Origin of the sequence: Amycolatopsis pigmentata, assembly GCF_042684065.1 — a bacterium.
Lineage (GTDB): Bacteria > Actinomycetota > Actinomycetes > Mycobacteriales > Pseudonocardiaceae > Amycolatopsis_E > Amycolatopsis_E pigmentata.
On the sequence record NZ_JBHUKR010000004.1, the window covers coordinates 654728 to 676379 of the forward strand.

Annotated in this window: 22 protein-coding genes and 1 pseudogene; 9 read left to right on the top strand and 14 right to left on the bottom strand. The window is 67.6% G+C overall.

Translation table 11 applies throughout. The features are described from left to right. Positions 1–85 precede the first annotated feature (85 nt). Complete coding sequence (locus ACFSXZ_RS04835) at positions 86–919, top strand: helix-turn-helix domain-containing protein (protein WP_378261628.1); 834 nt, start codon at positions 86–88, stop codon at positions 917–919. A gap of 17 nt (positions 920–936) precedes the next feature. Here the strand turns inward: ACFSXZ_RS04835 and ACFSXZ_RS04840 are convergent, their stop codons facing one another. From ACFSXZ_RS04840 to ACFSXZ_RS04850, 3 genes are all read right to left on the bottom strand, one after another. Further along, positions 937–1221 carry a DUF202 domain-containing protein gene (locus tag ACFSXZ_RS04840; RefSeq protein ID WP_378261630.1) on the bottom strand — a complete coding sequence of 95 codons (285 nt, stop codon included), beginning with the start codon at positions 1219–1221 and terminating at the stop codon, positions 937–939. Next, entirely contained in the window at positions 1218–1568 is a 351-nt protein-coding gene (locus ACFSXZ_RS04845) for a YidH family protein (protein WP_378261632.1), read from the bottom strand. The genes ACFSXZ_RS04840 and ACFSXZ_RS04845 overlap by 4 nt, the downstream gene beginning before the upstream one ends. A 132-nt stretch (positions 1569–1700) precedes the next feature. After that, a complete protein-coding gene (locus ACFSXZ_RS04850) occupies positions 1701–2477 on the bottom strand; it encodes a helix-turn-helix transcriptional regulator (protein ID WP_378261634.1) in 777 nt (258 codons plus the stop codon). Positions 2478–2683: 206 nt separating this feature from the next. Here ACFSXZ_RS04850 and ACFSXZ_RS04855 point away from each other — a divergent pair, with 206 nt between their 5' ends. The 3 genes from ACFSXZ_RS04855 to ACFSXZ_RS04865 all read left to right on the top strand — a co-directional run bounded on the left by ACFSXZ_RS04855 (position 2684) and on the right by ACFSXZ_RS04865 (position 4914). Next, positions 2684–3775, top strand: a complete 1092-nt coding sequence (locus ACFSXZ_RS04855) for a hypothetical protein (protein WP_378261636.1) — start codon at positions 2684–2686, stop codon at positions 3773–3775. Between the two features lie 138 nt (positions 3776–3913). After that, positions 3914–4384, top strand: coding sequence for a VOC family protein (locus ACFSXZ_RS04860; RefSeq protein WP_378261638.1), 471 nt, complete (start codon positions 3914–3916; stop codon positions 4382–4384). 47 nt (positions 4385–4431) lie between these two features. After that, entirely contained in the window at positions 4432–4914 is a 483-nt protein-coding gene (locus tag ACFSXZ_RS04865; RefSeq protein WP_378261640.1) for a winged helix-turn-helix transcriptional regulator, read from the top strand. Between the two features lie 10 nt (positions 4915–4924). Here ACFSXZ_RS04865 and ACFSXZ_RS04870 read toward each other — a convergent pair whose 3' ends face one another. The 10 genes and pseudogenes from ACFSXZ_RS04870 to ACFSXZ_RS04915 all read right to left on the bottom strand — a co-directional run bounded on the left by ACFSXZ_RS04870 (position 4925) and on the right by ACFSXZ_RS04915 (position 13219). Then, entirely contained in the window at positions 4925–5416 is a 492-nt protein-coding gene (locus ACFSXZ_RS04870) for a PaaI family thioesterase (protein WP_378261642.1), read from the bottom strand. Next, positions 5413–6117, bottom strand: coding sequence for an SDR family oxidoreductase (locus ACFSXZ_RS04875; protein ID WP_378262763.1), 705 nt, complete (start codon positions 6115–6117; stop codon positions 5413–5415). Before ACFSXZ_RS04875 ends, ACFSXZ_RS04870 begins: the two co-directional genes overlap by 4 nt. Position 6118: 1 nt before the next feature. Beyond that, positions 6119–6463 (bottom strand): annotated as a pseudogene (locus ACFSXZ_RS04880) (steroid 3-ketoacyl-CoA thiolase); the annotation flags it as partial. A gap of 289 nt (positions 6464–6752) precedes the next feature. Further along, positions 6753–6890: a hypothetical protein gene (locus ACFSXZ_RS04885; protein ID WP_378261644.1), complete on the bottom strand. Its 138-nt coding sequence runs from the start codon at positions 6888–6890 to the stop codon at positions 6753–6755. A gap of 144 nt (positions 6891–7034) precedes the next feature. Continuing rightward, a complete protein-coding gene (locus ACFSXZ_RS04890) occupies positions 7035–8072 on the bottom strand; it encodes a glycoside hydrolase family 15 protein (RefSeq protein ID WP_378261646.1) in 1038 nt (345 codons plus the stop codon). Positions 8073–8078: 6 nt separating this feature from the next. Further along, on the bottom strand, positions 8079–9269 hold the full coding sequence (locus ACFSXZ_RS04895; protein WP_378261648.1) for an ROK family protein: 1191 nt from the start codon (positions 9267–9269) through the stop codon (positions 8079–8081). Positions 9270–9440: 171 nt separating this feature from the next. Next, positions 9441–11036 (bottom strand): ABC transporter permease, encoded by a 1596-nt coding sequence (locus ACFSXZ_RS04900; protein WP_378261650.1) that lies wholly within the window; start codon positions 11034–11036, stop codon positions 9441–9443. Then, positions 11033–11944 carry an ABC transporter ATP-binding protein gene (locus tag ACFSXZ_RS04905; RefSeq protein ID WP_378262765.1) on the bottom strand — a complete coding sequence of 304 codons (912 nt, stop codon included), beginning with the start codon at positions 11942–11944 and terminating at the stop codon, positions 11033–11035. The genes ACFSXZ_RS04900 and ACFSXZ_RS04905 overlap by 4 nt, the downstream gene beginning before the upstream one ends. Before the next feature lie 28 nt (positions 11945–11972). After that, the gene (locus tag ACFSXZ_RS04910; RefSeq protein WP_378261652.1) at positions 11973–12608 is read right to left on the bottom strand and encodes a TetR/AcrR family transcriptional regulator; all 636 of its coding nucleotides are present in this window, start codon (positions 12606–12608) and stop codon (positions 11973–11975) included. A 359-nt stretch (positions 12609–12967) separates the two neighbouring features. Continuing rightward, positions 12968–13219 (bottom strand): hypothetical protein, encoded by a 252-nt coding sequence (locus tag ACFSXZ_RS04915; RefSeq protein WP_378261654.1) that lies wholly within the window; start codon positions 13217–13219, stop codon positions 12968–12970. A 217-nt stretch (positions 13220–13436) separates the two neighbouring features. Here ACFSXZ_RS04915 and ACFSXZ_RS04920 point away from each other — a divergent pair, with 217 nt between their 5' ends. Genes ACFSXZ_RS04920 through ACFSXZ_RS04935 form a run of 4 tightly spaced genes read left to right on the top strand, consistent with a single transcriptional unit; the run spans position 13437 to position 17730 of the window. Beyond that, entirely contained in the window at positions 13437–14384 is a 948-nt protein-coding gene (locus ACFSXZ_RS04920; RefSeq protein ID WP_378261656.1) for an ABC transporter substrate-binding protein, read from the top strand. After that, complete coding sequence (locus ACFSXZ_RS04925) at positions 14371–15249, top strand: amino acid ABC transporter permease (protein ID WP_378261658.1); 879 nt, start codon at positions 14371–14373, stop codon at positions 15247–15249. The genes ACFSXZ_RS04920 and ACFSXZ_RS04925 overlap by 14 nt, the downstream gene beginning before the upstream one ends. Next, entirely contained in the window at positions 15242–16015 is a 774-nt protein-coding gene (locus tag ACFSXZ_RS04930) for an amino acid ABC transporter ATP-binding protein (protein ID WP_378261660.1), read from the top strand. The genes ACFSXZ_RS04925 and ACFSXZ_RS04930 overlap by 8 nt, the downstream gene beginning before the upstream one ends. Then, a complete protein-coding gene (locus tag ACFSXZ_RS04935) occupies positions 16012–17730 on the top strand; it encodes an aminotransferase class V-fold PLP-dependent enzyme (protein WP_378261662.1) in 1719 nt (572 codons plus the stop codon). The genes ACFSXZ_RS04930 and ACFSXZ_RS04935 overlap by 4 nt, the downstream gene beginning before the upstream one ends. Positions 17731–17846: 116 nt before the next feature. Here ACFSXZ_RS04935 and ACFSXZ_RS04940 read toward each other — a convergent pair whose 3' ends face one another. After that, positions 17847–18896 (bottom strand): C40 family peptidase, encoded by a 1050-nt coding sequence (locus ACFSXZ_RS04940; protein WP_378261664.1) that lies wholly within the window; start codon positions 18894–18896, stop codon positions 17847–17849. A gap of 392 nt (positions 18897–19288) precedes the next feature. Here ACFSXZ_RS04940 and ACFSXZ_RS04945 point away from each other — a divergent pair, with 392 nt between their 5' ends. Next, positions 19289–21637: an ATP-binding protein gene (locus ACFSXZ_RS04945; protein ID WP_378261666.1), complete on the top strand. Its 2349-nt coding sequence runs from the start codon at positions 19289–19291 to the stop codon at positions 21635–21637. Positions 21638–21652 lie beyond the last annotated feature (15 nt).

The following is a 21652-nucleotide window of genomic DNA, read 5'->3' on the forward strand; positions in this document are numbered from 1 at the left end:
TGGCTCCAACGATGCCTCAAGTCCATCGCGCCGGGCCGTCGGGCGCATCGTCACGGCCGGACGGGGCATGGTGAAAAATGGACACATGACCGCGATTCGGCAACTCACCTATCAGCCTCCGAGGGAGCGTCCCGCGCCGGTGGAGACGATGTCCTTCGCGATGTTGCGGCGGCTCAACGACGGCTTGACCCAGCGCGGTGATTTCCACGTGCTCGCGGTGGTCCGCCGCGGCCGCGGACGGGTCTCGATCGACTTTTCCGGGCACCGTCTGGCGGAGAGAAGCCTGGTGTGGATCCGGCCCGGCGTGGTGCACCGCTGGGAGGACATCGGTGACCTGGCCGGCGATCTGGTCCTGTTCGTGCCGACCGCGCCGATCACGCCCGGCAGCCGCGACCTGGCCGCCGACCCGGACATCTCGGCATGCTGGGCTGCCACGGACACGCAGTGGCCGTTGATCACGACCGCGCTCGGGCATCTTCGTCTCGAGGCCGGCGCCGCGCAGGACACCCGAACCGGAGAACTCCTCGGCCTTCTCCTGTCCGCGCTGCTGCTACGCCTGAGCCCGCTCACCGGCACCGGCCGGACCGGGAACGACATCTTTCGCCGGTTCCGCAACGCCGTGGAGGAGGACTTCCGCGTTCATCACGATGTCGCCTACTACGGACGCCGACTCGGATACTCCCCACGGACGCTGTCGCGTAGTGTCCACGCGGCGACCGGTCGGAGCACCAAGGCCTACCTCTGCGAGCGGCTCGTTCTGGAGGCCAAAAGGCTGCTGGCACACGATCGCCTGACCCCGGCCCGTTGCGGACAACGGCTGGGCTTCCCCGACGCCTCGAACTTCTCCGCCTTCTTCCTCCGCGAAGTCGGCCTCCGTCCTGGGGCGTGGCAAACGGAAAACGTCGCCGGCCGTCCTTAGCGTCCGGGATGACCTCTTTACTTCGCGGTCCACAGGAGCCGCACCGTGACGAGGAAAGCCGTGGCGACCGTCGCCCACGCGGTCAGCGGCAACAGGCGCCGGTTCACCCCGGGCCGCCTGCCCGCCACCCAGGTGAGCACGACCACCACCAGGGCACAACAGCCCGCCACGACGTCGAAAAGCGATCCGGCACCGATTCCCGACCGGAGCTCCAGCACCGCCACCACCGCGGCCGACAGGCCGGTCCGCTGCCACGCCAGTGTGGTCCGCTCGGGTTGCAGACCCCGATCGCGCGCGGTCATCGGACGAGTACCACGACCACCACGACCAGGCCCGCCACCGCCGCCACCGCGCCGACGATCGCCGGCAGCCAGTCCATCGGCAGCGGACGTCCCTGCCGCATCGCCCGTTGCACCGTGGCCCATCGCCGGTAGGACAGCGCGGCCAGCACCGTACCCGCCACCGCCAGCAGAACCGCGAGAGCGGTCCGCAGGTACGGCACCGCGAACGGCGGCACCAGCTGGCTCAGCGCGACCGCTCCGGCGACCAGTGCCAACGCCGTCCGCAGCCAGGCCAGGAAGGTGCGTTCATTGGCGAGGGTGAACCGGTAATCCGGCTCCTCTCCCTCTTCGTACCAGCGCGGGCCCACTCAGACCCCCGCCGGCCTGGGCCGGCTAACCCGCGGCCGCGCATGGTGCGGCACTCCCTCGGCGCCGAGGATCCTCCGGGCGAAGTCGACGTTGGTCACCATGTCCGTGAAGATACCGCCAGACTTCGTTGATCAACCCTCACCGTGAGGGTGGTTCTGCGGGAGGAGACCGAGGGCACGGGACTTGTTGAGCACGGCCACACGATCGTGCACGCGAAGCTTCCGGTAGAGGTTCTCCTTGTGTTTGATGACGGTCTTCTCCGCGATATGGAGCTTCTTGGCTATGGCGCGAGCGGTCAGCCCTTCGTTCAGAAGCGCGAGGACGGCCATCTCTCGCGAAGTGATCCCGTATTCTTCGGGATCACCAAGCCTCGGGATTCCGAGTGTCACTGTTTCGTGGGCGGATACCGTGTCGAGCAAGGATCGGGCCAGGCCGGCGTATTCCAGGTCGCGATCGGTGAAGCCGTGACCGCCACGGCTCATGATGACGCCTCTGACCTGCCCAGCGCGAGAGCTCAGCGGCAGCACCAGTTGGCGGTCGATACCGATGGCTGTCTTGCCGGCGTGATAGGCCTCGCTCTTCCACCATCGGTCGTCGGCCATTTCGTCGAGAGCCAGCGGAGTCCGGTCTGCCGTGTGCGCGTAGTGGCGTAGCAGCGGGTGAGCCCGCATGTGTGCGTCGATCAGGGAGTCGAGTGGCGCCTTGTGCAGCCAGTCGGGTTTACCGGTCAGGGCGTGGCCCGTGCCGGACTTCCAGTCCACGTCGATGAGCACGGCTAGATCCACCGGCAGATCGGTGGTCAGTCGTTCCATCAGCAAAGGCCAGACGTGTACCGGCCGAGGCTCGGTGAGAATTGCCTTCGCCAGGTCGTGAATCAGCCTGGCATCACGCCCGGACAAAGCTGTCATCCGCATAGTTTGCCTGATCGTTTTTGTCTCGTCCGCGGGTCGCGACATTACCTCGCCACTTTTTTCTGTCAGGTTCGGCAGGCACATGCCTGGACGGCTATCACCGGGAAAATACGAAGGTCTTCGTATTTATCGGTCTCGCGCAGGCTGCCAAGCTGACCGAGAAGGCGGTTATCGCCCGCCACGTCCCTACCTTGGAGGCATCGATGTCCTGGTCACGTCGATTGTTTGTGTTCGGAGTCGCCTTGCTGCTGGGCGTTTTCGCTACTGTCACCCCCTCGGCTCTGAGCCCGAACTCCATCCCCGCTTACGCGGTGCCACCCGCGCCGAACACCAACACAGCCGGCGCGACCGTGACCGCCAACGTCCTCGGTACCCAACTGCGCTTCTACTACCAATTGGACGGGAACCCGATCGACGCCTGGAACTCGACTCCGGTGCCTGGCCCCGGCGCCTATTCCCGACCTGCGATCGCCCGGGACGGCTCGGCCACAGTAATCGCTGCCAAGGGGCCCGACAACAGCCTCTACTTCTACTGGAACCTGCACGGCAGTCCGACCTGGAACTACGCGGAGGTGGCTGGGCCGGGCACCATCCTCTCGGCGCCCTCGATCGTCAGAGACAGCACCCGCACGATGATCGCGGCCACTACGCTCGCCGGCGACGTCGCCGTCTACACCAATCTGCATGGCAGCCCGGCCTGGACCGCTGAATTCCTGGCGACAACCTACGCCCAGGGCGTCCCGTCGCTGGTCCGTGACGGCACGACCACGGCCCTGGCGTTCCGGGGCGTCGCCGACAGTCTGTACTTCTCCTGGAGGTGGAACAGCGGGAGCACCTGGACTCAGACCTTGGTCGATTTCGCGGGCAGCACCGCCTCGGACCCCTCGTTGGTCCGAGACGGCACCTCCTCCGCCCTGGTGACCCGCTCCCCCTCCAACGCGCTGCGCTACTACCGCAACCTGCACGGCACCCCGAACTGGATCATGACCCAGCTCCATGACCCCGGCTACCTGGCCGCCAACAGCGAACCCCAACTGGCCGACGACGGCACCACCTCGGCCATGATCGTCCAGCGGGCCAACGGTTCGCTGGACTACTTCTACCGGCTGAACAGCGGCAACTACGCCTGGAGCTTCCTCGAGTTGGAGTGGCCGAACGTGGCGCACTCTCCCTCGCTCTCGCGCGACACTTCGGCGACCAGGATCGTCGCGCCCAGCGACGACGGGACGCACCTGCGGTTCTACCGCTCCTTCCATGGCCGGCCATGGGCGGTGGGTGCGTTCCCCGTCAGTTGATCTGTGACCGGGTGCCAGGGGGCCGCCCGATGGGCCACCCCCTGGTGTCCGCGCTCTGGCTGGATTCACCGATGAGTTCCGCCCGGTCGGCGGGTCTGACAGGACGTACACCATCGAGCCACCGACTGGAGACCCACCATGACCAACCCCGCCCACCCCGGCCGCATGCTGTTCGTGAACCTCCCCGTAGCCGACCTCGAGCGCAGCAAGGCGTTCTTCGCGAAGCTCGGGTTCAGCTACAACCCCCTGTTCACCGACGAGACGGCCGCCTGCATGCCGGTCGGTGAGCACGCCTTCGTCATGCTGCTCACCCGCGAGAAGTTCGCCGAGTTCGCGAAACTGCCGATCGCCGACCCCACCACCCACACGCTGGCGCTGTACAGCTTCAGTGTGTCCTCCCGCGACGAGGTCGACGCGGTCAGCGCCGCCGCGCTCGCGGCGGGTGGTTCCGAGGCGGATGACGCCGAGGACTACGGCTTCATGTACTCACGCAGCTTCTTCGACCTCGACGGCCACGGCTGGCAGGTCATGTGGATGGACCCCGCGGCGGCAGAGCAGGGACCCGAAGCGTTCGCGGCCTCCGCGCAGGATGCCGGCACCCCCGCCTGACGGGACCAGGCTGGCCTCGACGCAAGTCAGATGCCTATATTCGAGGCATGACGAATCCGCTCCAGGATCGGGATGCCTGGTCGATGGAGAACTGCTCGATCGCGCGCACGTTCGAGATCATCGGCACCCGCTCGGCCATACTCGTGCTCCGCGAGGCATTCCTGGGCTCCCGGCGATTCGACGAGTTCGTGCGCCGGTCGGGCCTCGGTGAACCCGCGGTCGCCGCCCGCCTCAAGGAGCTGACCGCGGACGGCCTGCTGGAGCGCGTGCCTTATCAGGAACCCGGCCGGCGAACGAGGGACGAATACCGGCTGACCCGCAAGGGCCGTGATCTGCTGCCAGTGATCACGGCCCTGCGGGAATGGGGCGACACCTGGGCGGCCGACGCCGACGGACCGCCAGTGCGGGCACGGCACCGAGGATGCGAAGCGACCGTGCGCGCGCGGTTGCTGTGCGACGACGGCCACCTCGTCCCACCCGAAGAGATCGAAATCCAGAAAGGCCCGGGCTTCCGCCCGAACCGGCACTAGACTCCTGCGATCACGAGCTGCCGGGCATGATGAGACAGGTCGTCACGGCATGCGCGACCACGCGGTCGGCGCTGTCGGTGATGCGCGCCTCCGCGGTGCCGACGCGACGTCCGATCGACGTCACTTGCCCAACGCAGGTGAGCAGGCCGCTGTCGAGCGTCGCGGCCCGGGTGAACTTGATCGTCAGATCCAGCGAGGTGTAACCCGTTCCAGCCGGAAGCTTGGTGTGGATGGCGCAACCGAGTGCGGTGTCGGCGAGGGTCGAGAGAATGCCCCCGTGTACCGACCCGATGGGGTTGTAGTGCCACTCGGCCGGTCGCAGTTGGAACACGACGTTACCGTCGCCGATTTCCACGGCAACGATACCGGTGGTGGCCCCGAACGGCGGTTCCGGAAGTTCACCGCTGCCGATTCGCGCCAAGAAGTCCCGTCCGCTCAACCTTTGCGCCGCTGTCGCGAGTTCCAGCGGATCGCCCCAGGTGTAGCTGCGTTCCCGGTTCACGAACGGCCGCCCGCGAGTTGCGGATAAAGGCCTTCGATCGGGCCGGCAAGACCGGTCTTGACCTGCCGGCTGATGTCATCCACCAGAATCTCCGGCTCATCGGCTTCGATTCCGTCATAGGCGGCGCTGACCACATCGGCCGGGTCGTTCTTTTCGGTGGTCAATCGCGCCGTCATCGGGGTGTCGGCGTATCCCAGATGAAGCGCCGCTACCCGGACGCCGTCACTCGCGAGCTTCAGGCGCTGGGTGTTGGTGGCCGACCAGAGCGCCGCTTTGGTGGCGCTGTAGGCGTCGCCGACGCCGAGCCAGCTCAGCACGGACAGGACGTTGAGCAAAGTACCGCGACTTCGCCGAAGGGCCGGCGTGAACGCGTTGGCCACTGCGAGCGCGCCCCAGAAGTTGGTCTCGAAAAGTGCGCGCACCGATGCCAGGTCACCCAGGAGGCTCGCGCCATTGGCGGCGCCGGCGTTGTTGATGACGATCGTGACGTCGGTGGCCGCGGACGCGGCCGCCGCAACGGATCCCGGGTCCGTGACGTCGAGTTCGAGCGACACGATCCTGGGATCGTCCCACTGACGCGGAGTGCGCGCGGTGGCGTACACCTTGGCCGCGCCCCGCTCGAGGGCTCGAGTCACGAACTGACTACCGAGACCTCCGTTGGCGCCCGTGACGAGCACGACCGAGTTCGTCAGGCTGGGCATGTCAAATCCTCTCGATGATCGTCGCGTTGGCGAGGCCGCCTGCCTCACACATCACCTGCAGGCCGTACCGCCCTCCGGTCTGCTCCAGGACGTTCAGCAGTGTGGTCATCAGGCGCGCCCCGGAACCGCCGAGCGGGTGACCGATCGCGATGGCGCCCCCGTTGATGTTGACCTTGTCGAGGCTGGCGCCGATCTCTCGCTGCCAAGCCAGGACGACCGAGGCAAAGGCCTCGTTGACCTCGAAGGCGTCGATGTCGCCGACGCCGAGGCCTGCGCGTGCGAGCACCTTGCGGGTGGCCGGGATGATGCCGGTGAGCATGAAGACGGGATCGTCGCCGACGACGGCGAGACCGCAGAAGTCATTGCCAGGGCCCTTTCTGAACTCGTTACGTCCGGCTGACGCGTGATCGACCGGGCGAACTCGGCCAGGCCCGATCGGCTCGCTCTCGGCGACGCACCCCGCCACCTGAGGCGTCATTCCCCCAACATACGCCGCTGGCTTACTTTAGCCATAGTCAGATGTGACCGGGATCTAGCTTCGGATGCTCGAAGTCAGCAAACGCGCCACTGGGCGCCTCGATGAGGCAAGACCGTTGACCGCCCCGTGACGACTCGGCCGCGAACCGCGCGGTGGATCATTTCAGCCTGCGGCGGAGTGTCCGGGCGATCGCCGTTCCGCCGATACCGCTCAAGCCGGTGATCAACGACCATGGTCCGAGTACCGCGGTCAGCGTGGCGAGGCCGGCCATGACCACGAGGACGAGGAACGCCAATCTCAGGACTGGATCCCACCCGCCAGTCCTGAGCAGGTTCAGGACAGCGAAGGCCAAGCGGTAGCCCGGCGGATCCCCGGGCCTCCATTCGGGGAGGTGCGAAGCAGGCTTGGTGCTCATCACGGGCCGCGGATGTCTGTGTCGTCACTCGTGCAGGGATGCCACGAGAATCAGGTGCATCGCGTGCGACCACAGCAGCGGCGTGGCGACCGGACCCCACTTGTCGATCCACGGTGCGACCATCTTGGCGGACTGTGGATGAGTGAGGAGTTGTTCCGGTAACCGGCCATCGACGGTGAAGGCGGCTTCGACCCAGCGCAGACGTCCGGTGGCGCCGGTGAAGTCACCCAATGTCGCGTAGTGCCAGCCGAGCCATGCCGTGAGGAGCACCCACTCGCCACCGCCGTAGTAGGTATCGCCGAGATACCGGCGCACTCCGCCGGCCGGGCCGGTGAGTTCGTCGGCGACCCGCTGCGCGGTGCGCACCATGACGGGATCGTCAGGGGCCACGACGGCCAACGGGGTTGCCAACCACAGCAGGCTGGCATCGACGGCATCTGTGGCGTCGTGTTTGACGAATGAGCCGGCCCGAACGTGTTCGCCGAAGAGCGTCGTCCTGAACCGCGCCGCGGCGTCGGCCATCCCCTGGTCGTCGAACAGCTCGGCAGCCATGGCCAGCCCTGCGATAACAGCGCCCAGCGTCGAGGTGTGCCGACGCTCAGAGTGTTCTTCCCAGCAGTCATAGCAGCGTGACGAGCCTGCCACCTGGAGGTAGCGGGCTACCCGCTTCGCGGCATCGAGTTCCTCGCTGGTCGGCCGGTGCCCGCGCTGAATATGGTTGCCGAGCACCCACAACCAGGTGCCGTAGCCGTCCAGCTGGAAATTCGGCCATGGCTCCCGTCCGGGTTTCTCCACCTGGCCCGTCAACGTGTAACGGGTAGGTGGCGTGAACTCACTCTCCCCGCTGAACAGGTTCGCGTTGGCCTTCACAGTTCGGGCGATGAACCGATGGAACGCCGCGGCACTGTCGTCGTGGCCGTGCAATCCGGCCGCGTAGGCGCACCAAGCACCGTCACGCAACCACGCGTAGTCGTAGGTAGGAAACGTCGGGCAGGCCACGTAACCACCGCCGGAATGCTGACCGGACAAGATCACCTGGACGCTCGAGTCGACGTAGGTCATGGCGGATCAACCTCCAGTAGCCGTTCGTTGCCGTGGGGAGAGGATCACGCGCGAACTCACCACGTTCTGGATGGCCAGGCAGGCCGCTCCCCTGGCCCACATGTCCTGGTCGACCACATCGAAGATCAGCTCGCAGTCGTCGGCCGCGGTGGAGAAGGAATGTGCTCGCCACGCGGCTTCGAGCGACGGCGCGAATAGGTCGTGCGCGCCCACGCCTTCCCCGGACAAGATGATCTTCTCCAGATTGAGCAGGTTGCACAGCGCGGCCAGGCCGCGGCCGAGCGCGGTGCCGGCGATGGCGAACGCTTGACGGGCCACCGTGCCGGCGTTCGTGTCATCGTGCCGGGCCAGCCGCACTGCCTGTGCGATCGACCGGCACGCTATTCCCTCGTCCCGCACCATCCGTTGGATCGCCGGAAACGACCCGACCGCTTCCAGGCAGCCACGGTTCCCACAGGTACACACCGGGCCGTCCGGATAGAGCGGAATATGGCCGAACTCGCCCGCCAGTCCGCTCGCCCCGGTATGGAGGGAATCATTGAGCACCAGGCCGCACCCCACGCCGAGCCCCATGGTGACCACCGCGAACGACCGAACCCCCCGGCCCTTGCCGAACCAATGCTCAGCCACGGCCAGGGCGTTCACGTCGTTGTTGACCACAACGGGAAGCCCGGTTTCCGCGCCGAGCCGATCAGCGATGGCCACGTCTTCCCAGCCCAGGATCCCGGAATGCACGCACACCCCGAGTTGGCTGTCCACGTGACCCCCCAGCCCGACACCCACGCACACGGCCGGAATCCGCGCGGCCGCCGGATGGGCACGGAGTTCGTCGCAGACTTTTCCCATGGCACGGATGGCAGCGTCCGGACCGATCGACGTCAGTTTGCGATCAGTCCGCGCCAGCACCTGTGAATCCATGTCGGTGAGTACGCCGGTGACCCGGGTCCGGGCAAGCTTGATGCCCACCACCGCACTGCGGTTGCGGCGAACCGCGAGCATCTGCTGTGGCCGGCCAGGACCATCCGCATGCGCCAGCCCGACCTCTTCTATGACACCGGACTCCAACAGCGGAGCGACAACCTTGGTCACACGAGACGCGGACAGGCCCGTGAGTTCGGACAATCGGGCACGGGAAATCTCGCCGGCGCCCAAAATCGCTGCGAGCAAACGGATCTTCGCCGCGTCCCCGATGGTCATGACGCCACCTCCTCCGACCCCTAAATAGTGTCCTGAGGAAACAAATTAGGCAACCCCTGACCGCCCCGGTTCGACCGATCGGCCTAGTCACCCGGCATACTGGTCGGCCACGGTCGATCCAGAAGTAGCCGAGTCCGCGTCCAGTGCGACTCAGCCCGTTTGCCGGTCACCTCAACCGAAATCGCGGCGCCGGAGGGCGAGTAACCCACCGGTGAGGAGGAGGGTCGACAGGGTGAGCATCGCGGTGGCCGGGAGGGGGTCGAAGGGTGCTCCGGCAACGGTGTTCGGGATGTAGTGGAACGGTTCCACGGGGGTTCCGCCCCAGAGCCCGTACAACGGGCCGGCGATCCGTCCGAGCACGACGGTCGCGATCCAGGTGGTCCAGGAGATCGCGACGGCGGCCCTGGGGACCAGGCCGTAGGCGAACGTGCAGATCGCGCCGATGAGCCAGGCGGCGGGCACGGTTCCCATCGCTCCGGCGAGAACGCGGAGTATGTCCGGCGGGCGGCCCGCGATCAGCGAGAACACCGCGCCGAAGAGCAGGCCGGTGACCGCCGACAGTGCCGCCGTGCCGAGGCCGGTCACCACCAGGTGCCCGGCGGCCCAGCGCAGCCGGGTCACCGGTGTGGCCTGGAGCGCTTCGGCCCGGCTGCTGGTCTCCTCCGCCCGCAGCCGCTGGATCATGAGGACCGGGTAGAGCGCGATGACGTAGGCGAAGATCAGGGTGATGGCCCAGAGGCCGTTGTCGAGGTAGGTCGCTCCCGGCTTGCCGCCGAAGCCTTCCACCAGTTGAAGCGCGAAGGACGGGGGCGTGGCGCCCGGCGTAAGCAGGTTGGTGAGCAACCCTGCGGCCGCGGCGAAGCCGCCTGTCGCGGCGGCCCATTTGATCAGCAGGCCGCGGTTGAGGCGCCAGGACAGGCTGATCGGGCCGCGTAGTCCGGGAGCCCTCGCGTGTCCCAGACGCTCGGGGATCAGCCCTTCGCCGAGGTCGCGGCTGCCGGCCAAGCGGTAGGCGAGGGCCGACAGAACGACGGCCGCCGTGAGCGACACCGCGAGCATCCCCCAGTGATCACCCCAATACGGCACGACCAGGTGGCTCCAGCCGATCGGCGAGAGGTACTTCATCCAGTACTGTCCGGTCGCGTCACCCGCATAGCGCAGGAGGTAGGCGACGCCGAGCACGGTCAGGCCGATGGCCCTGGCGGTGCGGGCGGTCCGCGCGAGTTGGGCGGAAACCGCGGCGACGGCGGCGAACACCCAGCCGGCCGCGGTGATGGCGGCGCCGTAGGCAATCGATCCGGCCGGGTCCAGCCCGGTCGCGACCAACGCGAGCGCGGGCAGCACCCCGCCTGCCAGACTGACACCGCCCGCCACGAGCAGGGCCGTGGTCAGCGCGGCGGAGCGGCCGATCCGGCCCGCGCGGAGCAGTTCGGCGCGGCCGGAGTCCTCGTCGGCGCGGGTATGGCGGACGACGATCAGCACGGCGGCCAGCCCGTTGATCACGTAGAGGAATCCGCCGCTGCGCCAGGACGCCATGAAGCCGAGGCCGGGCACGACGAACGAGCCGCCGAGTGATCGGAGGAAGGCGCTACGGTTGATCAACTCGACGTAGGCCGCCATCGCCTCGGGCGTGGGCATGGTCCGCTCGATGTAGCCGACCATGACCAGCGCCATGGTGCAGAGCAGGAGAATCCACCACGGCGCAAGGGTTTTCTCGCGGCGCAGCGCCAGCTTGACCAGGCGGCCGGTGCCGGTGGTCGCGTTCATCGGCCGGCCTTCGCGTGGTGGGCGCCGGAACGGTCGTAGTGCCGCAGGAACAGTTCCTCGAGCGTCGGCGGCCGGCTGACGATGCTGCGAACGCCGAGCACGTCGAGGTGACGCAGCGCCGGGCCGAGCGCGTGGGCCTCGACATCGAAGCGAACCAGGCCGTCCTCGTCCCGCAGGTCGTGCACTCCCGGCAGATCCGCGAGGCCGTCCGTGGGCCCGGAGATCTCGGCCACAATGGACGTACGGGTCAGATGGCGAAGCTCAGCGAGGCTGCCGGTGTCGACCGTACGACCGTCGCGGACAATGGTGACGCGGTCGCATAACGCCTCCACCTCGGCGAGAATGTGGCTGGAGAGCAACACGGTCCGGCCCGCGCGGCGCTCCTCGCGGACGAGTTCCTGGAACACGTTCTCCATCAGCGGATCCAGACCGGTGGTGGGCTCGTCGAGAATCAGCAGTTCGGTCTCGGAAGCGAACGCGGCGATGAGCGCCACCTTCTGCCGGTTGCCCTTCGAGTAGGCGCGGGTCTTGATCCTCGGGTTCAGGTCGAAGCGTTCGATCAACGCGTCCCGCCGGACGCGGTCGGCGCCACCACGTACCTGCACGAGGAGATCGATGACCTCGCCACCGGACAGACCCGGCCAGAGCGTGACATCCCCGGGCACATAGGCAAGCCGCCGGTGCAACGTGGTCGCGTCGGCCCACGGATCGCCGCCGAGCAAGCGGACGGTACCCGCGTCCGCGCGCAGCAGGCCCAGCAGAATACGGATCGTGGTGCTCTTCCCGGCACCGTTCGGGCCGAGGAAGCCGTGCACCTCACCAGTGCGCACGGCGAGGTCGAGCCCGTCCAACGCGGTGGTGCGGCCGAACGTCTTGACCAGACCACTTACCGAAACCGGATCGGTCATCATGCGCCTTTCCCGAGTCTGCTGAGGTTCAGTCCTTGTTTCCGTCCTTGCCGAGACGTGACCGGAACTCGGCGGCCTCCCGCGGACTGAGGTAGGGATGGGAGTAGAGGTCGAGCAGGATCGGGGCCAGCACCTCGGCTCCCCCTGGGCTGAGCACGTCCACACCGAGCCCTCGTGACACGTGGTGGTGGAGAACGGCGATGGACAGCGTCATCGCCGCACCCACGACGGCCCTGTCCTTCAGCGGCAGATCGGGACGGTCGGAGCGTTTCTCGTCGACCTCGGCCAGCCATTGCTGACCCAGCTCGACCAGCTTGTCGAACAGCGGCGCCGCCCGCCCCTCGCTCAGGGCACGTGCGATGTATTTCTGGTGCGGGCCGAACACCGCCCCCGTGACCGCCACGTAGTTCACTCCATCGTCCGCACCGTCGGCCCTGACCTGATCATTGATCCGCTCCAGAGCCCTGACCAGGTACGCGTCACACGCGTCGCGGAGCGCTTCCTTGGAGCCGAAGTGGTGGCGCACCAGCCCCGACGACACTCCCGCCGTTTCAGCGATCCCACGGATCGTCGCCCGGTCGAAGCCGTGCTCGCCGAAGTGCCACAACGCCGCGTCCCGGATCCGGGCACGGGCGGTGAGATCCTCCGGATCGGGTCCGGTCATTGCTTCGCCCTCCTACACGATTGCGCACCTTACTACACAACGGTACAAGATGCTATACGATCGTGTAGTTCGACGGGGGCTATCTTTCCCGGCCTTGTTACTGTGTCAGTCACGTCTCTTTCGCTGCGGTGCCGGGAAAGTGCGCATCGGAGGAAGGCGGGCCGGGGTTACGGCTGGTTTCGCACTCGGATACGAACGCGGCTTGATTCGTGCCGCGAAGACCCTGTCGTCAAGTTCCGGGGCGTCGACTACGACGTCCGTAAGTGTCTGCTGCAACAGAGCCACATTGGCCCGCCCATTGCCGACGTCGAACAACGACTCAGGGTCAAGCCTCAACCCCGCCTCACGCGCGGCGGCTGTCAGAAACGCGGCACGAACACGTTGAGCCGGCGGGTGACGCACAGCCACTCGACCAGCCCGAGCGTTTCTCGCGTGACGCGCAGAAAAGCGGCGATCTTGCCGAAGTCGCCCACGGCCACACCCACGGGTTGCCCCTCGGGCCGGCCCTTCACCCGGTTCACCGTCGCCGGGTTCATCGCGACCACTCCATACGGCAGGGGCGACGGCAACGGCAGAGCCACGGCGTCGCCCGCCCGCAGCGCTTCGGCCACGCGCGGAACGCTGTCATGGATCGGGACGAGCACGGAAATCGCCTCCCTCCAGACCGGATCCCGATGACCTGTGGTGGGCAGGGTATCGGGCTCCGTCTTGCCTGCAACGCCAACGGCACCGGCCCGGTGGCCCGGCGACCACGCGACTCAACTCGTTGTTGACCACTTCAACACCGCGTTGTAGCGTCTCGGCCCAGCCGACGAGTGGAGGTCCGCGTTGTCCCGTTTTCGTGCCTGGCAAGCCGTCCTGCTCGGTACCGCACTCGCCCTCACCGCCTGTGGAGGCGGCCCGGACGGCGCGGGCGGCGCGCCACAGGGGGCAGGCGGGCAGGCCTCCGCCATCCCGGACACCACGGCGATCATCGCCGCGGTGCACAAGGATCCGCAGTTGACCGCCGCGCTCCCGGCACCGATCGCGCAGGCGGGCACGCTGCGTCTGGCGTCGAACCTGCAGTCCGCGCCCAACAACTTCTACGCCGCTGACGGCAAAACGCCGGTCGGCTACGAGGTCGACCTCGCCAGGGCCATCGCGGCGAAACTCGGCGTCGCGGTGACTCATCAGGACATGGCGTTCGGTTCGCTGATCACCAGTCTCCAGTCCGGCCGGATCGACCTGACCATGGCCGCGATGAACGACACCAAGGCGCGCCAGCAGCAGATCGACTTCGTCGACTATTTCACCTCCGGCATAACGATCATGGTGCGCAAGGGCAACCCGGACGCCATCACCGGGCCGGATACCTTGTGCGGCAAGAACATCGCCGTCGTGCAGGGCACCAGCCACCAGCAGTTCGCCGCGGACCAGAACACGAAGTGCACGCAGGCGGGCAAACCCGGGCTCACCGTCACCGCGACCGACAGCGACAACCAGAACCAGACCCAGTTGCGCACCGGCAGGGTCGCCGCGATCCTCAACGATCTGCCCAGTGCCGTCTACATCTCCCGCACCGCCGGTGACGGGAAGTTCTTCGAGGTCGTGCCCGGTGAGCCGATCAACGGCGGCCCCTACGGCATCGGGGTGAACAAGCAGAACCGTCCGCTCGCCGACGCCGTGCGGAACGCACTGAGCGAACTGATCGCCGACGGCACCTACACCAAGATCCTCGACGCCTGGGGTGTCGAGCGGGGTGCGGTCAAGGAGGCCACGATCAATGGCGGAAGCTGAGCCGCTCCCCATCGTCCGCCTGCGGCGCTGGGGACGCTGGGTCAGCGCGGTGGTCATCCTCGCACTCCTCGCGCTCCTCGGCGTCGCGATGGCCGGCGCGCGCATCGAGTGGGGCTCGGTGCCGGACTTCCTGTGGTACCGGGTGATGGCGACCGGTCTGCTCAACACCGTGGTGCTGGCGGTTGTCTCGCAGGGTGTGGCGATCGTGCTCGGTATCGTCGTCGCGTTGCTGCGGCGCAGTGCCAACCCGGTCTCGCGGTGGTTCGCCGCCGGGTACATCTGGCTGTTCCGCGGGCTGCCGGTGCTGTTGCAGATCCTGCTCTGGTACAACCTCGCGCTGGTCTTCCCGGTCATCTCGATCCCGTTCCTCGTGCACGCCGAGACCAACGTGCTGATCAGCGCGTTCACCGCGGCGTTTCTCGGGCTGGCGCTCAATGAAAGCGCTTACATGGCCGAGATCGTCCGGGCCGGGCTGAACAGTGTCGACAGTGGACAGACGGAGGCGGCGAAGTCGATCGGCATGACGCCGGCCACGACGTTGCGCAGGGTCGTGCTGCCGCAGGCGATGCGCGTGATCATCCCGCCCACCGGCAACGACTTCATCAACATGCTCAAGGGCACGTCGATGGCGTCGGTGATCGGGGTGACCGAGTTGATCCACGCGGCCAACAACATCTCGTCCGGCAATCTGCTGGTGATGGAGACCCTGCTGGCCGCCGCGGTCTGGTACATGGTCGTGGTCACCGTCGCCGGGGTGGGCCAGCACTACCTGGAACGCGCGTTCGGCGCGGCGGAGGCCGGGCCGATGGCGCGGGCCGCGAAGGCGCTGCGAACGGTGCCGTTGACAAGGAGTTCCCGTGCCTGAAGGAACACCGCTGCTTCGGGCGGTGGGTGTGCGGAAGAGCTACGGCCACACCGAGGTGCTGCGTGGCATCGATTTGGAGGTCGTCAAGGGGCAGGTCGTCTGCCTGCTCGGGCCGTCCGGCGCGGGGAAAAGCACGTTCCTGCGCTGCGTCAACCATCTGGAGACCATCGACGCCGGGCAGATCTGGGTCGACGGGAAGCCGATCGGATTCCGGCTCCAGGACGGCAAGCTGTACGAACTGCGCGAGCGCGAGGTCGCCCGGCAACGGCGCGACATCGGGATGGTGTTCCAGCGGTTCAATCTCTTCGCCCACCGGACCGCCCTGGAGAACGTCGTGGAGGGGCCGGTCCGCGTGCTCGGCACGGATCCGGGCACAGCCCGGCGCGAGGGACTGGAACTGCTCGACCGGGTCGGCCTGGCGCACCGGGCCGACGCCTATCCGGCGCAACTGTCCGGCGGGCAGCAACAGCGCGTGGCGATCGCCAGGTCACTGGCCATGAAGCCGAAGCTGATGCTGTTCGACGAGCCGACCTCCGCGCTCGACCCGGAACTGGTCGGTGAAGTGCTCGAAGTGATGAGTACGTTGGCGGCGGAAGGGATGACGATGGTGGTGGTCACGCACGAAATGGGGTTCGCGGGACAGGCCGCCGACGAGGTGGTGTTCATGGCCGACGGCGCCGTGGTCGAGACGGGACCGCCCGGCGAGGTGCTCGGCGCGCCGAAGCACGAACGCACACGCCAGTTCCTGGCGAGGATCCTCGCGTGAGGAGGATTTCGCCCCGGTATCTGCTGGAGTTCGACGAGCCCGCCGGATACCTCGACTTCGCCCGTTTCGGGCCGCCTTCGCACGCCGTCCTGGACACCACCGCCACCCTGCTGCACCGGGCCACCACGGCGGGTCCGTCCACAGTGGACGAGCTGATGCGGCAGGAGGTGCGTGCCAAGGCCGCGGTCTCGCGGCTTTCGGGCAGCGACACCGACCACATCGTCCTGCTCCCCCACACCAGCCTCGGACTGTTCCAGGCCGCGTTCAACGCACCGGGCGGAGAGGTGCTGGTGGCGGCGTCCGAATTTCCCGCGAACACCTATCCCTGGGCGCGCGCCGAGCAGGCCGGCCGGCTCACGGTGCGGCGACTGGAGAGCGGGTACGTCACGCCCGAGCGGGTCGCCGAGGCCTTGACGCCGAGCACGTCGATGGTGGCCGTGAGTGCCGTCGACTACCGGACCGGTTACCTGGCCGACCTCGCCGCGTTGCGTGAGGTCGTCGGCGACCGCCTGCTGGTGGTGGACGGCATCCAGGCGTTCGGGGTGACCGAGGCGCCATGGGAGGCCGCGGACGTGCTCGTGGCCGGGGGCCAGAAGTGGCTGCGCGCGGGCTGGGGCACCGGGTTCGCCGTGGTGTCGGACCGCGCGCTGGAGCGGATGGACCCGGTGCTTTCCGGTTGGACCGGCGCGCGTGACCCCGGACTGTTCGACGACGAGATCCACCCGCCGGAGAACACCGCTGCCGCGTGGTCACTGTCCAATCTCAGCCCGGTCACCTCGGGTGCTTTCGCCGCGGCGCTGGAACTCCTCGAGCAGGCCGGGGTCGGCGCCATCTCCGCCCGGGTCGCGGAACGGATCGGCGAACTGGAGGAAATGCTGCTCTCCTTGGGCGCAGAGATCGTTTCCTCGGTCGAGCGCCGGGCCGGGATCCTGGCGTTCAGCCTGCCTGACCACCCCGCCGAGCGGGTCGGCTCGGCGCTCACCGCGGCCGGCGTGACTTCGACCGTGCGGCCCGAACACGTCAGGTTTTCCCCCCACGCCACGACCCCGCCCGAGGCCGCGGAGCTGGTCCGGTCCGTGCTGAAGGGCCTGGCCCGGCCATCGGGCTCGCGGCCGGTGCCACCCGCCGTGACCACCCACGAGGTCCTGGCCGCGCTCGTCCCGGCGATTCCCGGACTGGCCGCGATGATCGGGCCGGGCAACGAAGTGGTGCTGCACGACCTGAGCCGCCTGCCCGACTCGATCATCGCGATCGGGGGCGAGCTGACCGGCCGCGGCCTGGGCGGCCCGATGACCGATTTGCTCCTCGGCCTGGTCCGCCGTGGCACCACACAGGATCTCACGAACTACCGCACGCACGGCCCCGACGGACGCCCCATCCGCTCGTCGACGCTGTTCCTGCGGGACGCGGACGGCGTCGCGGTGGGTGCCCTGTGTGTCAACAGCGTGGACACCGCGGCGGCGGTGGACGGCAACGGTGAACTCGAGACGTTCCCGCCGGATGTCGACAGCCTCCAGCGTTTCCTCGTCGAGCGCGCGATCGGCAGGGCAGGCATTCCGGTGGACCTGATGAAGAAGCAGCACAAGGCGGCAGTGGTGCGGGAGCTGGACGAGGCCGGGTTCTTCCTCATCAAGGACTCCGTCGACCACCTCGCCGGACGCCTCGAAGTCACCCGCTACACGATCTACAACTACCTCAACGAAATCCGCGCCTGAGACACTGTCCGGCGCCTTTGTCGAAGGTCTCGGCAACGACGTCACCGGGGCCAGTGATCACGCACAGGACGGCACCCGCCTTCCGCTGAGTGCCGCCCTGTTCGGAATGCCCGAGGTCAGGTCGCGAACCTCCGGGCGTTGTAGATGTTGTTGGGCAGGGCGGCGATCTTGACGACATCGCCGTCGGTGGGCGCGTGCACGATCTTGTTGTCGCCCAGGTACATGACGACGTGGTACGCGGGCGACCCTTCGAAGAGCAGGTCTCCCGGCTGGATCTGGGACAGCGGCACCGCGACGCCCGCCTGCTGCTGGTCCTGGGACACACGCGGGATGGAGATGCCGGCCTGTCCGTAGGCCCACTGGGTCAGGCCCGAGCAGTCGAAGGAGTTCGGGCCGGTCGCGCCCCAGACGTAGGGATCACCGAGCCGGGACAGCGCGGCGTTGACCGCCTTCTGCGCGGCCGTGGTCGCTGCCGGCACGTTCGGTGCGGCGGCTCCGGTGCTGTGCAGCACCGTTTTCTGCGCCGTGGTCATCTGGTTGCGGACCGCGTCGAGATCGCTGAGTTGTTTCTGCAGGTCCCGCGAACGGTTGTTGAGGTCGTTGAGCAGCGTCGCGGCGGCGTCGGAGGCGGCCTGTGCGCGGCTCTTGGCGTCGGCGGCCTGCTGTTCCGCCGCGGTGGCCGCGTCGGCGGTGTCGCGGTAGGCCTGCATGGTCTTGTTCTTGTTGTTCGCGAGCACGTCCAAGGCCGAGGACCGGTCCAGGAACTCCTGTGCCGACTTGCCCGTGAGCAGAGCCGACAACTTGGCGAACTGCGCCCCGCTGATGAAGGACTCGTCGGTGAGCTGATCGACATCGGTCTGCAGCCTGCCCTTGTCCGCCAGCGCCGTCCGGCCTCTCTGGTCCGCCGTTCGCAGGTCGGCACTGGCTTTGTTCAGCTCGGCCTGCTTGGCGTCGAGGTCCTCCTGTGCCTTCAGTTTCTGCTCGTTGAGTTTTTCGGCCTGGTCGGCCACCTGCCGGTACTGGGCCAGGGCGTCGGCCGCGTTGGCCGGAGGACTCGCGAGCATCGGGCCGGGGTTGGCGTCGGCTGCGGGGATACCCAGAACCGTGAGGACCGCGGTGGTGGCGAGAAGGCCCGCGACCACGCCTTTGGCTTGTTGCGACTGCACGCCGCGCCTGTCTCCTTCGTGTCCGGCCACCAACCGGACCGCCGTCCCCCGCGCGGAGGCCGGGGCTCCTCCGATCGCGGCGGTACGCCTGGACGAGCCCGACTTCCGCGCTCGCGTCCTGGCGCACTCTGACACGGCAGTACCGCACCTCGTTTGCGGTGCTGGTTCCGGCGCAACTCCCCACAGGCTGCGTCGATGGCAATTCCGCACCGCCGTTACAGGGAGTAGCGACTACCGGGTGCGAGATCTCGGACAGGTTACGAAACTACAACGGCCACGTCTAGTTGCTTCAAACAATCACTTTCTGTAGCCCCATTCTCGGCTCGGTAGCTACTCGATCACGTCGTGTCCGTACTTTGACCTGGGTGTGCGGGGCGCATAACGTGACCCCCATGGTCCGCCGGACGTGGCCTCGGCCGGCGGGCAATCTCCCGGCCACCCTGACCAGTTTCGTGGGCCGCCGGGACGAGATGTCCGTTGCGAGGCGCTTGTTGTCCACCACCCGTTTGCTGACCTTGACCGGGGTCGGCGGGGTGGGGAAAACTCGCCTTGCCCTCCAGATCGCCCGGAACACGCACCGGTCCTATCCGGACGGTGTGTGGTTCGTCGACCTCACCACCGTGGAAGACGGCCTGTTCCTTCCCGGAACGGTCGCGGCGGCGCTGGGCCACGGGACCATGGTTCCCTTGGACGGCAAGGCGCCGGTCGAGGCGATGGCCGAGTTTCTTCAGGACAAAGAACTGCTCCTGGTGCTGGACAACTGTGAGCATCTGCTCGCGTCTTGCGCGGCTCTGGCACACGCCGTCCTGAGCACGGCGCCCGGTGTTCGAATTCTGGCCACCAGCCGGGAATCGCTGGGCATCACCGGCGAGCAGTTGCTGACCGTCTCACCGCTTCCGGTACCCGACGGCACGAGCGCGAACCTGAATCTCCCGGAACCGGCGGTGGAGTTGCTCACCGAACGTGCCAGGCTGGTCGCACCCAGCTTCGCGGTCACCCCGAAGAACAAGGACAGCGTGGTCGCGTTGTGCCGACGGCTGGACGGTATCCCGCTGGCCATCGAACTCGCCGCGGTACGACTGCGTGTCCTGTCGGTCGAGCAGATGGTGGAGCGGCTTGATGACACTTTCCGCCTTCTCACCACCGACGACCCGACCGTACCGGCCCGCCTGCAGACGCTGCGGGCGGCCATCGGCTGGAGTCACCAGCTCTGTTCACCGGAAGAACGCCGGCTCTGGGCCTGGTCCTCGGTTTTTTCCGGCGGTTTCGACCTGGCCGCCGCCGAAACAGTCCTGGCCGGGGCCGGTATCGCCTGCGGCGACGTGGTCACTCTGCTGGGCGGACTCGTCGACAAGTCCGTCCTGATCTGCGAAAACCACGGCCCGCGCATCCGGTACCGGCTGTTGGAACCGATCCGCCAGTACGGCCAGGAACTCCTCGCCGCCTCCGGCGAGGAGAAAACGGCTCGCCGCCGGCACCGTGACTATTACGGGCACCAGGTAGCCGCCGCGGAAGCGAACTGGCTGAGCCCCGAGCAGACCGAGTGGACCCAGCGGCTCTCGCGAGAAGGCCCCAACCTCCGCGCGGCGCTGGAGTTCTCCCTGTCCGACTCCGGCGAAGCCCCGGCCGCCCTCGACATCGCCGGTTCCCTCTGGTGCCACCGCCCCATGTGGAACTCCGTGCAGGCCGGTGTCCCCGAGGGCCGGTACTGGGCTGCCCGGGCCCTGGCTGCCTGCCCCGGCCCCACTCCCGCCCGCGCCAAAGGACTCTGGGTCGCAAGCTGGTTCGCCCAGTCCGAGGGTGACTGGACGGCGTCCGGCCGGCTGCTGGAGGAATGCCGTACGCTCGCTGACCGCATTCACGACGACGCGGCGGCGACCAAGGCCCTGCAGTTGTCCGGGTTCACCGCGCTGGCCCAGCAGGATTACGAGCGCGGAAAGCCTCTGGTGAGGGAGGCCCTGACGCGCTATCGCGCGACAGGTGATGTCAACGGTGAGTGGTTCGCCTTGTACCATCTCGCCTTCGCCACCGCCCTTGGCGACGACCCCCCTGCGGAGGCGGTTGCCGAGGAGTGCCTGGCTTTGGCCAGGAAACACCGGGCGCGCTGGTCCGAGTCGTGCGCGCTGTGCGCGGCAGCGATCTGCGCACTGCGTGCCGGTGATCCCCGGCACGCCGCCAAGCTGGCCAAGGACAGTCTCCGCATAAAGAGAACCCTCGACGACGACCTGGCGATCGGGCAATGCCTCGAAGTGCTCGCCTGGATCACGCAAGCGGAAGGCCACCACGCCCGGGCAGCACAGTTGCTCGGCGCGGCGGAGCGGATCTGGCACGTGATCGGCGGGCCGAGATGGCGCGAACAGACCAAACGGCCGCACGATCACTGTCGAGCACAGCTTCATGACGCCTTGGGAGACAACGGTTTCGACGCCGCGCTCCGCAGCGGGGCACAGCTCGCGCGCCACGAGGTCCTCGCGTTCGCCTTGCAGCAGAAGCCTTCGCGGGAGGCCGCGCGGTCCTCGGATCGCCCGGCCGTACTCACCCGCCGCGAACACGAGATCGCCGGCCTGATCGCCGAAGGCATGACCAACAAGGGAATCGCCCGGAAACTCGTCATCGCGCCACGCACAGCGGACAGTCACGTGGAAAACATCCTGAAAAAACTGGGCTTCACCTCACGGTCCCAAATCGCCGGCTGGATCACCCGGCACCGCTCTCTCACCGACGAGAGAACCACGAAATAGCGGGAGAGCCGCCGT

Bases quoted from the DNA above. Each gene is read 5' to 3' on its own strand.
- ACFSXZ_RS04835 (WP_378261628.1), top strand. From the start codon at position 86: ATGACCGCGATTCGGCAACTCACCTATCAGCCTCCGAGGGAGCGTCCC.
- ACFSXZ_RS04840 (WP_378261630.1), bottom strand. From the start codon at position 1,221: ATGACCGCGCGCGATCGGGGTCTGCAACCCGAGCGGACCACACTGGCG.
- ACFSXZ_RS04850 (WP_378261634.1), bottom strand. From the start codon at position 2,477: ATGACAGCTTTGTCCGGGCGTGATGCCAGGCTGATTCACGACCTGGCG.
- ACFSXZ_RS04855 (WP_378261636.1), top strand. From the start codon at position 2,684: ATGTCCTGGTCACGTCGATTGTTTGTGTTCGGAGTCGCCTTGCTGCTG.
- ACFSXZ_RS04860 (WP_378261638.1), top strand. From the start codon at position 3,914: ATGACCAACCCCGCCCACCCCGGCCGCATGCTGTTCGTGAACCTCCCC.
- ACFSXZ_RS04865 (WP_378261640.1), top strand. From the start codon at position 4,432: ATGACGAATCCGCTCCAGGATCGGGATGCCTGGTCGATGGAGAACTGC.
- ACFSXZ_RS04875 (WP_378262763.1), bottom strand. From the start codon at position 6,117: ATGCCCAGCCTGACGAACTCGGTCGTGCTCGTCACGGGCGCCAACGGA.
- ACFSXZ_RS04890 (WP_378261646.1), bottom strand. From the start codon at position 8,072: ATGACCTACGTCGACTCGAGCGTCCAGGTGATCTTGTCCGGTCAGCAT.
- ACFSXZ_RS04895 (WP_378261648.1), bottom strand. From the start codon at position 9,269: ATGACCATCGGGGACGCGGCGAAGATCCGTTTGCTCGCAGCGATTTTG.
- ACFSXZ_RS04900 (WP_378261650.1), bottom strand. From the start codon at position 11,036: ATGAACGCGACCACCGGCACCGGCCGCCTGGTCAAGCTGGCGCTGCGC.
- ACFSXZ_RS04905 (WP_378262765.1), bottom strand. From the start codon at position 11,944: ATGACCGATCCGGTTTCGGTAAGTGGTCTGGTCAAGACGTTCGGCCGC.
- ACFSXZ_RS04910 (WP_378261652.1), bottom strand. From the start codon at position 12,608: ATGACCGGACCCGATCCGGAGGATCTCACCGCCCGTGCCCGGATCCGG.
- ACFSXZ_RS04925 (WP_378261658.1), top strand. From the start codon at position 14,371: ATGGCGGAAGCTGAGCCGCTCCCCATCGTCCGCCTGCGGCGCTGGGGA.
- ACFSXZ_RS04945 (WP_378261666.1), top strand. From the start codon at position 19,289: ATGGTCCGCCGGACGTGGCCTCGGCCGGCGGGCAATCTCCCGGCCACC.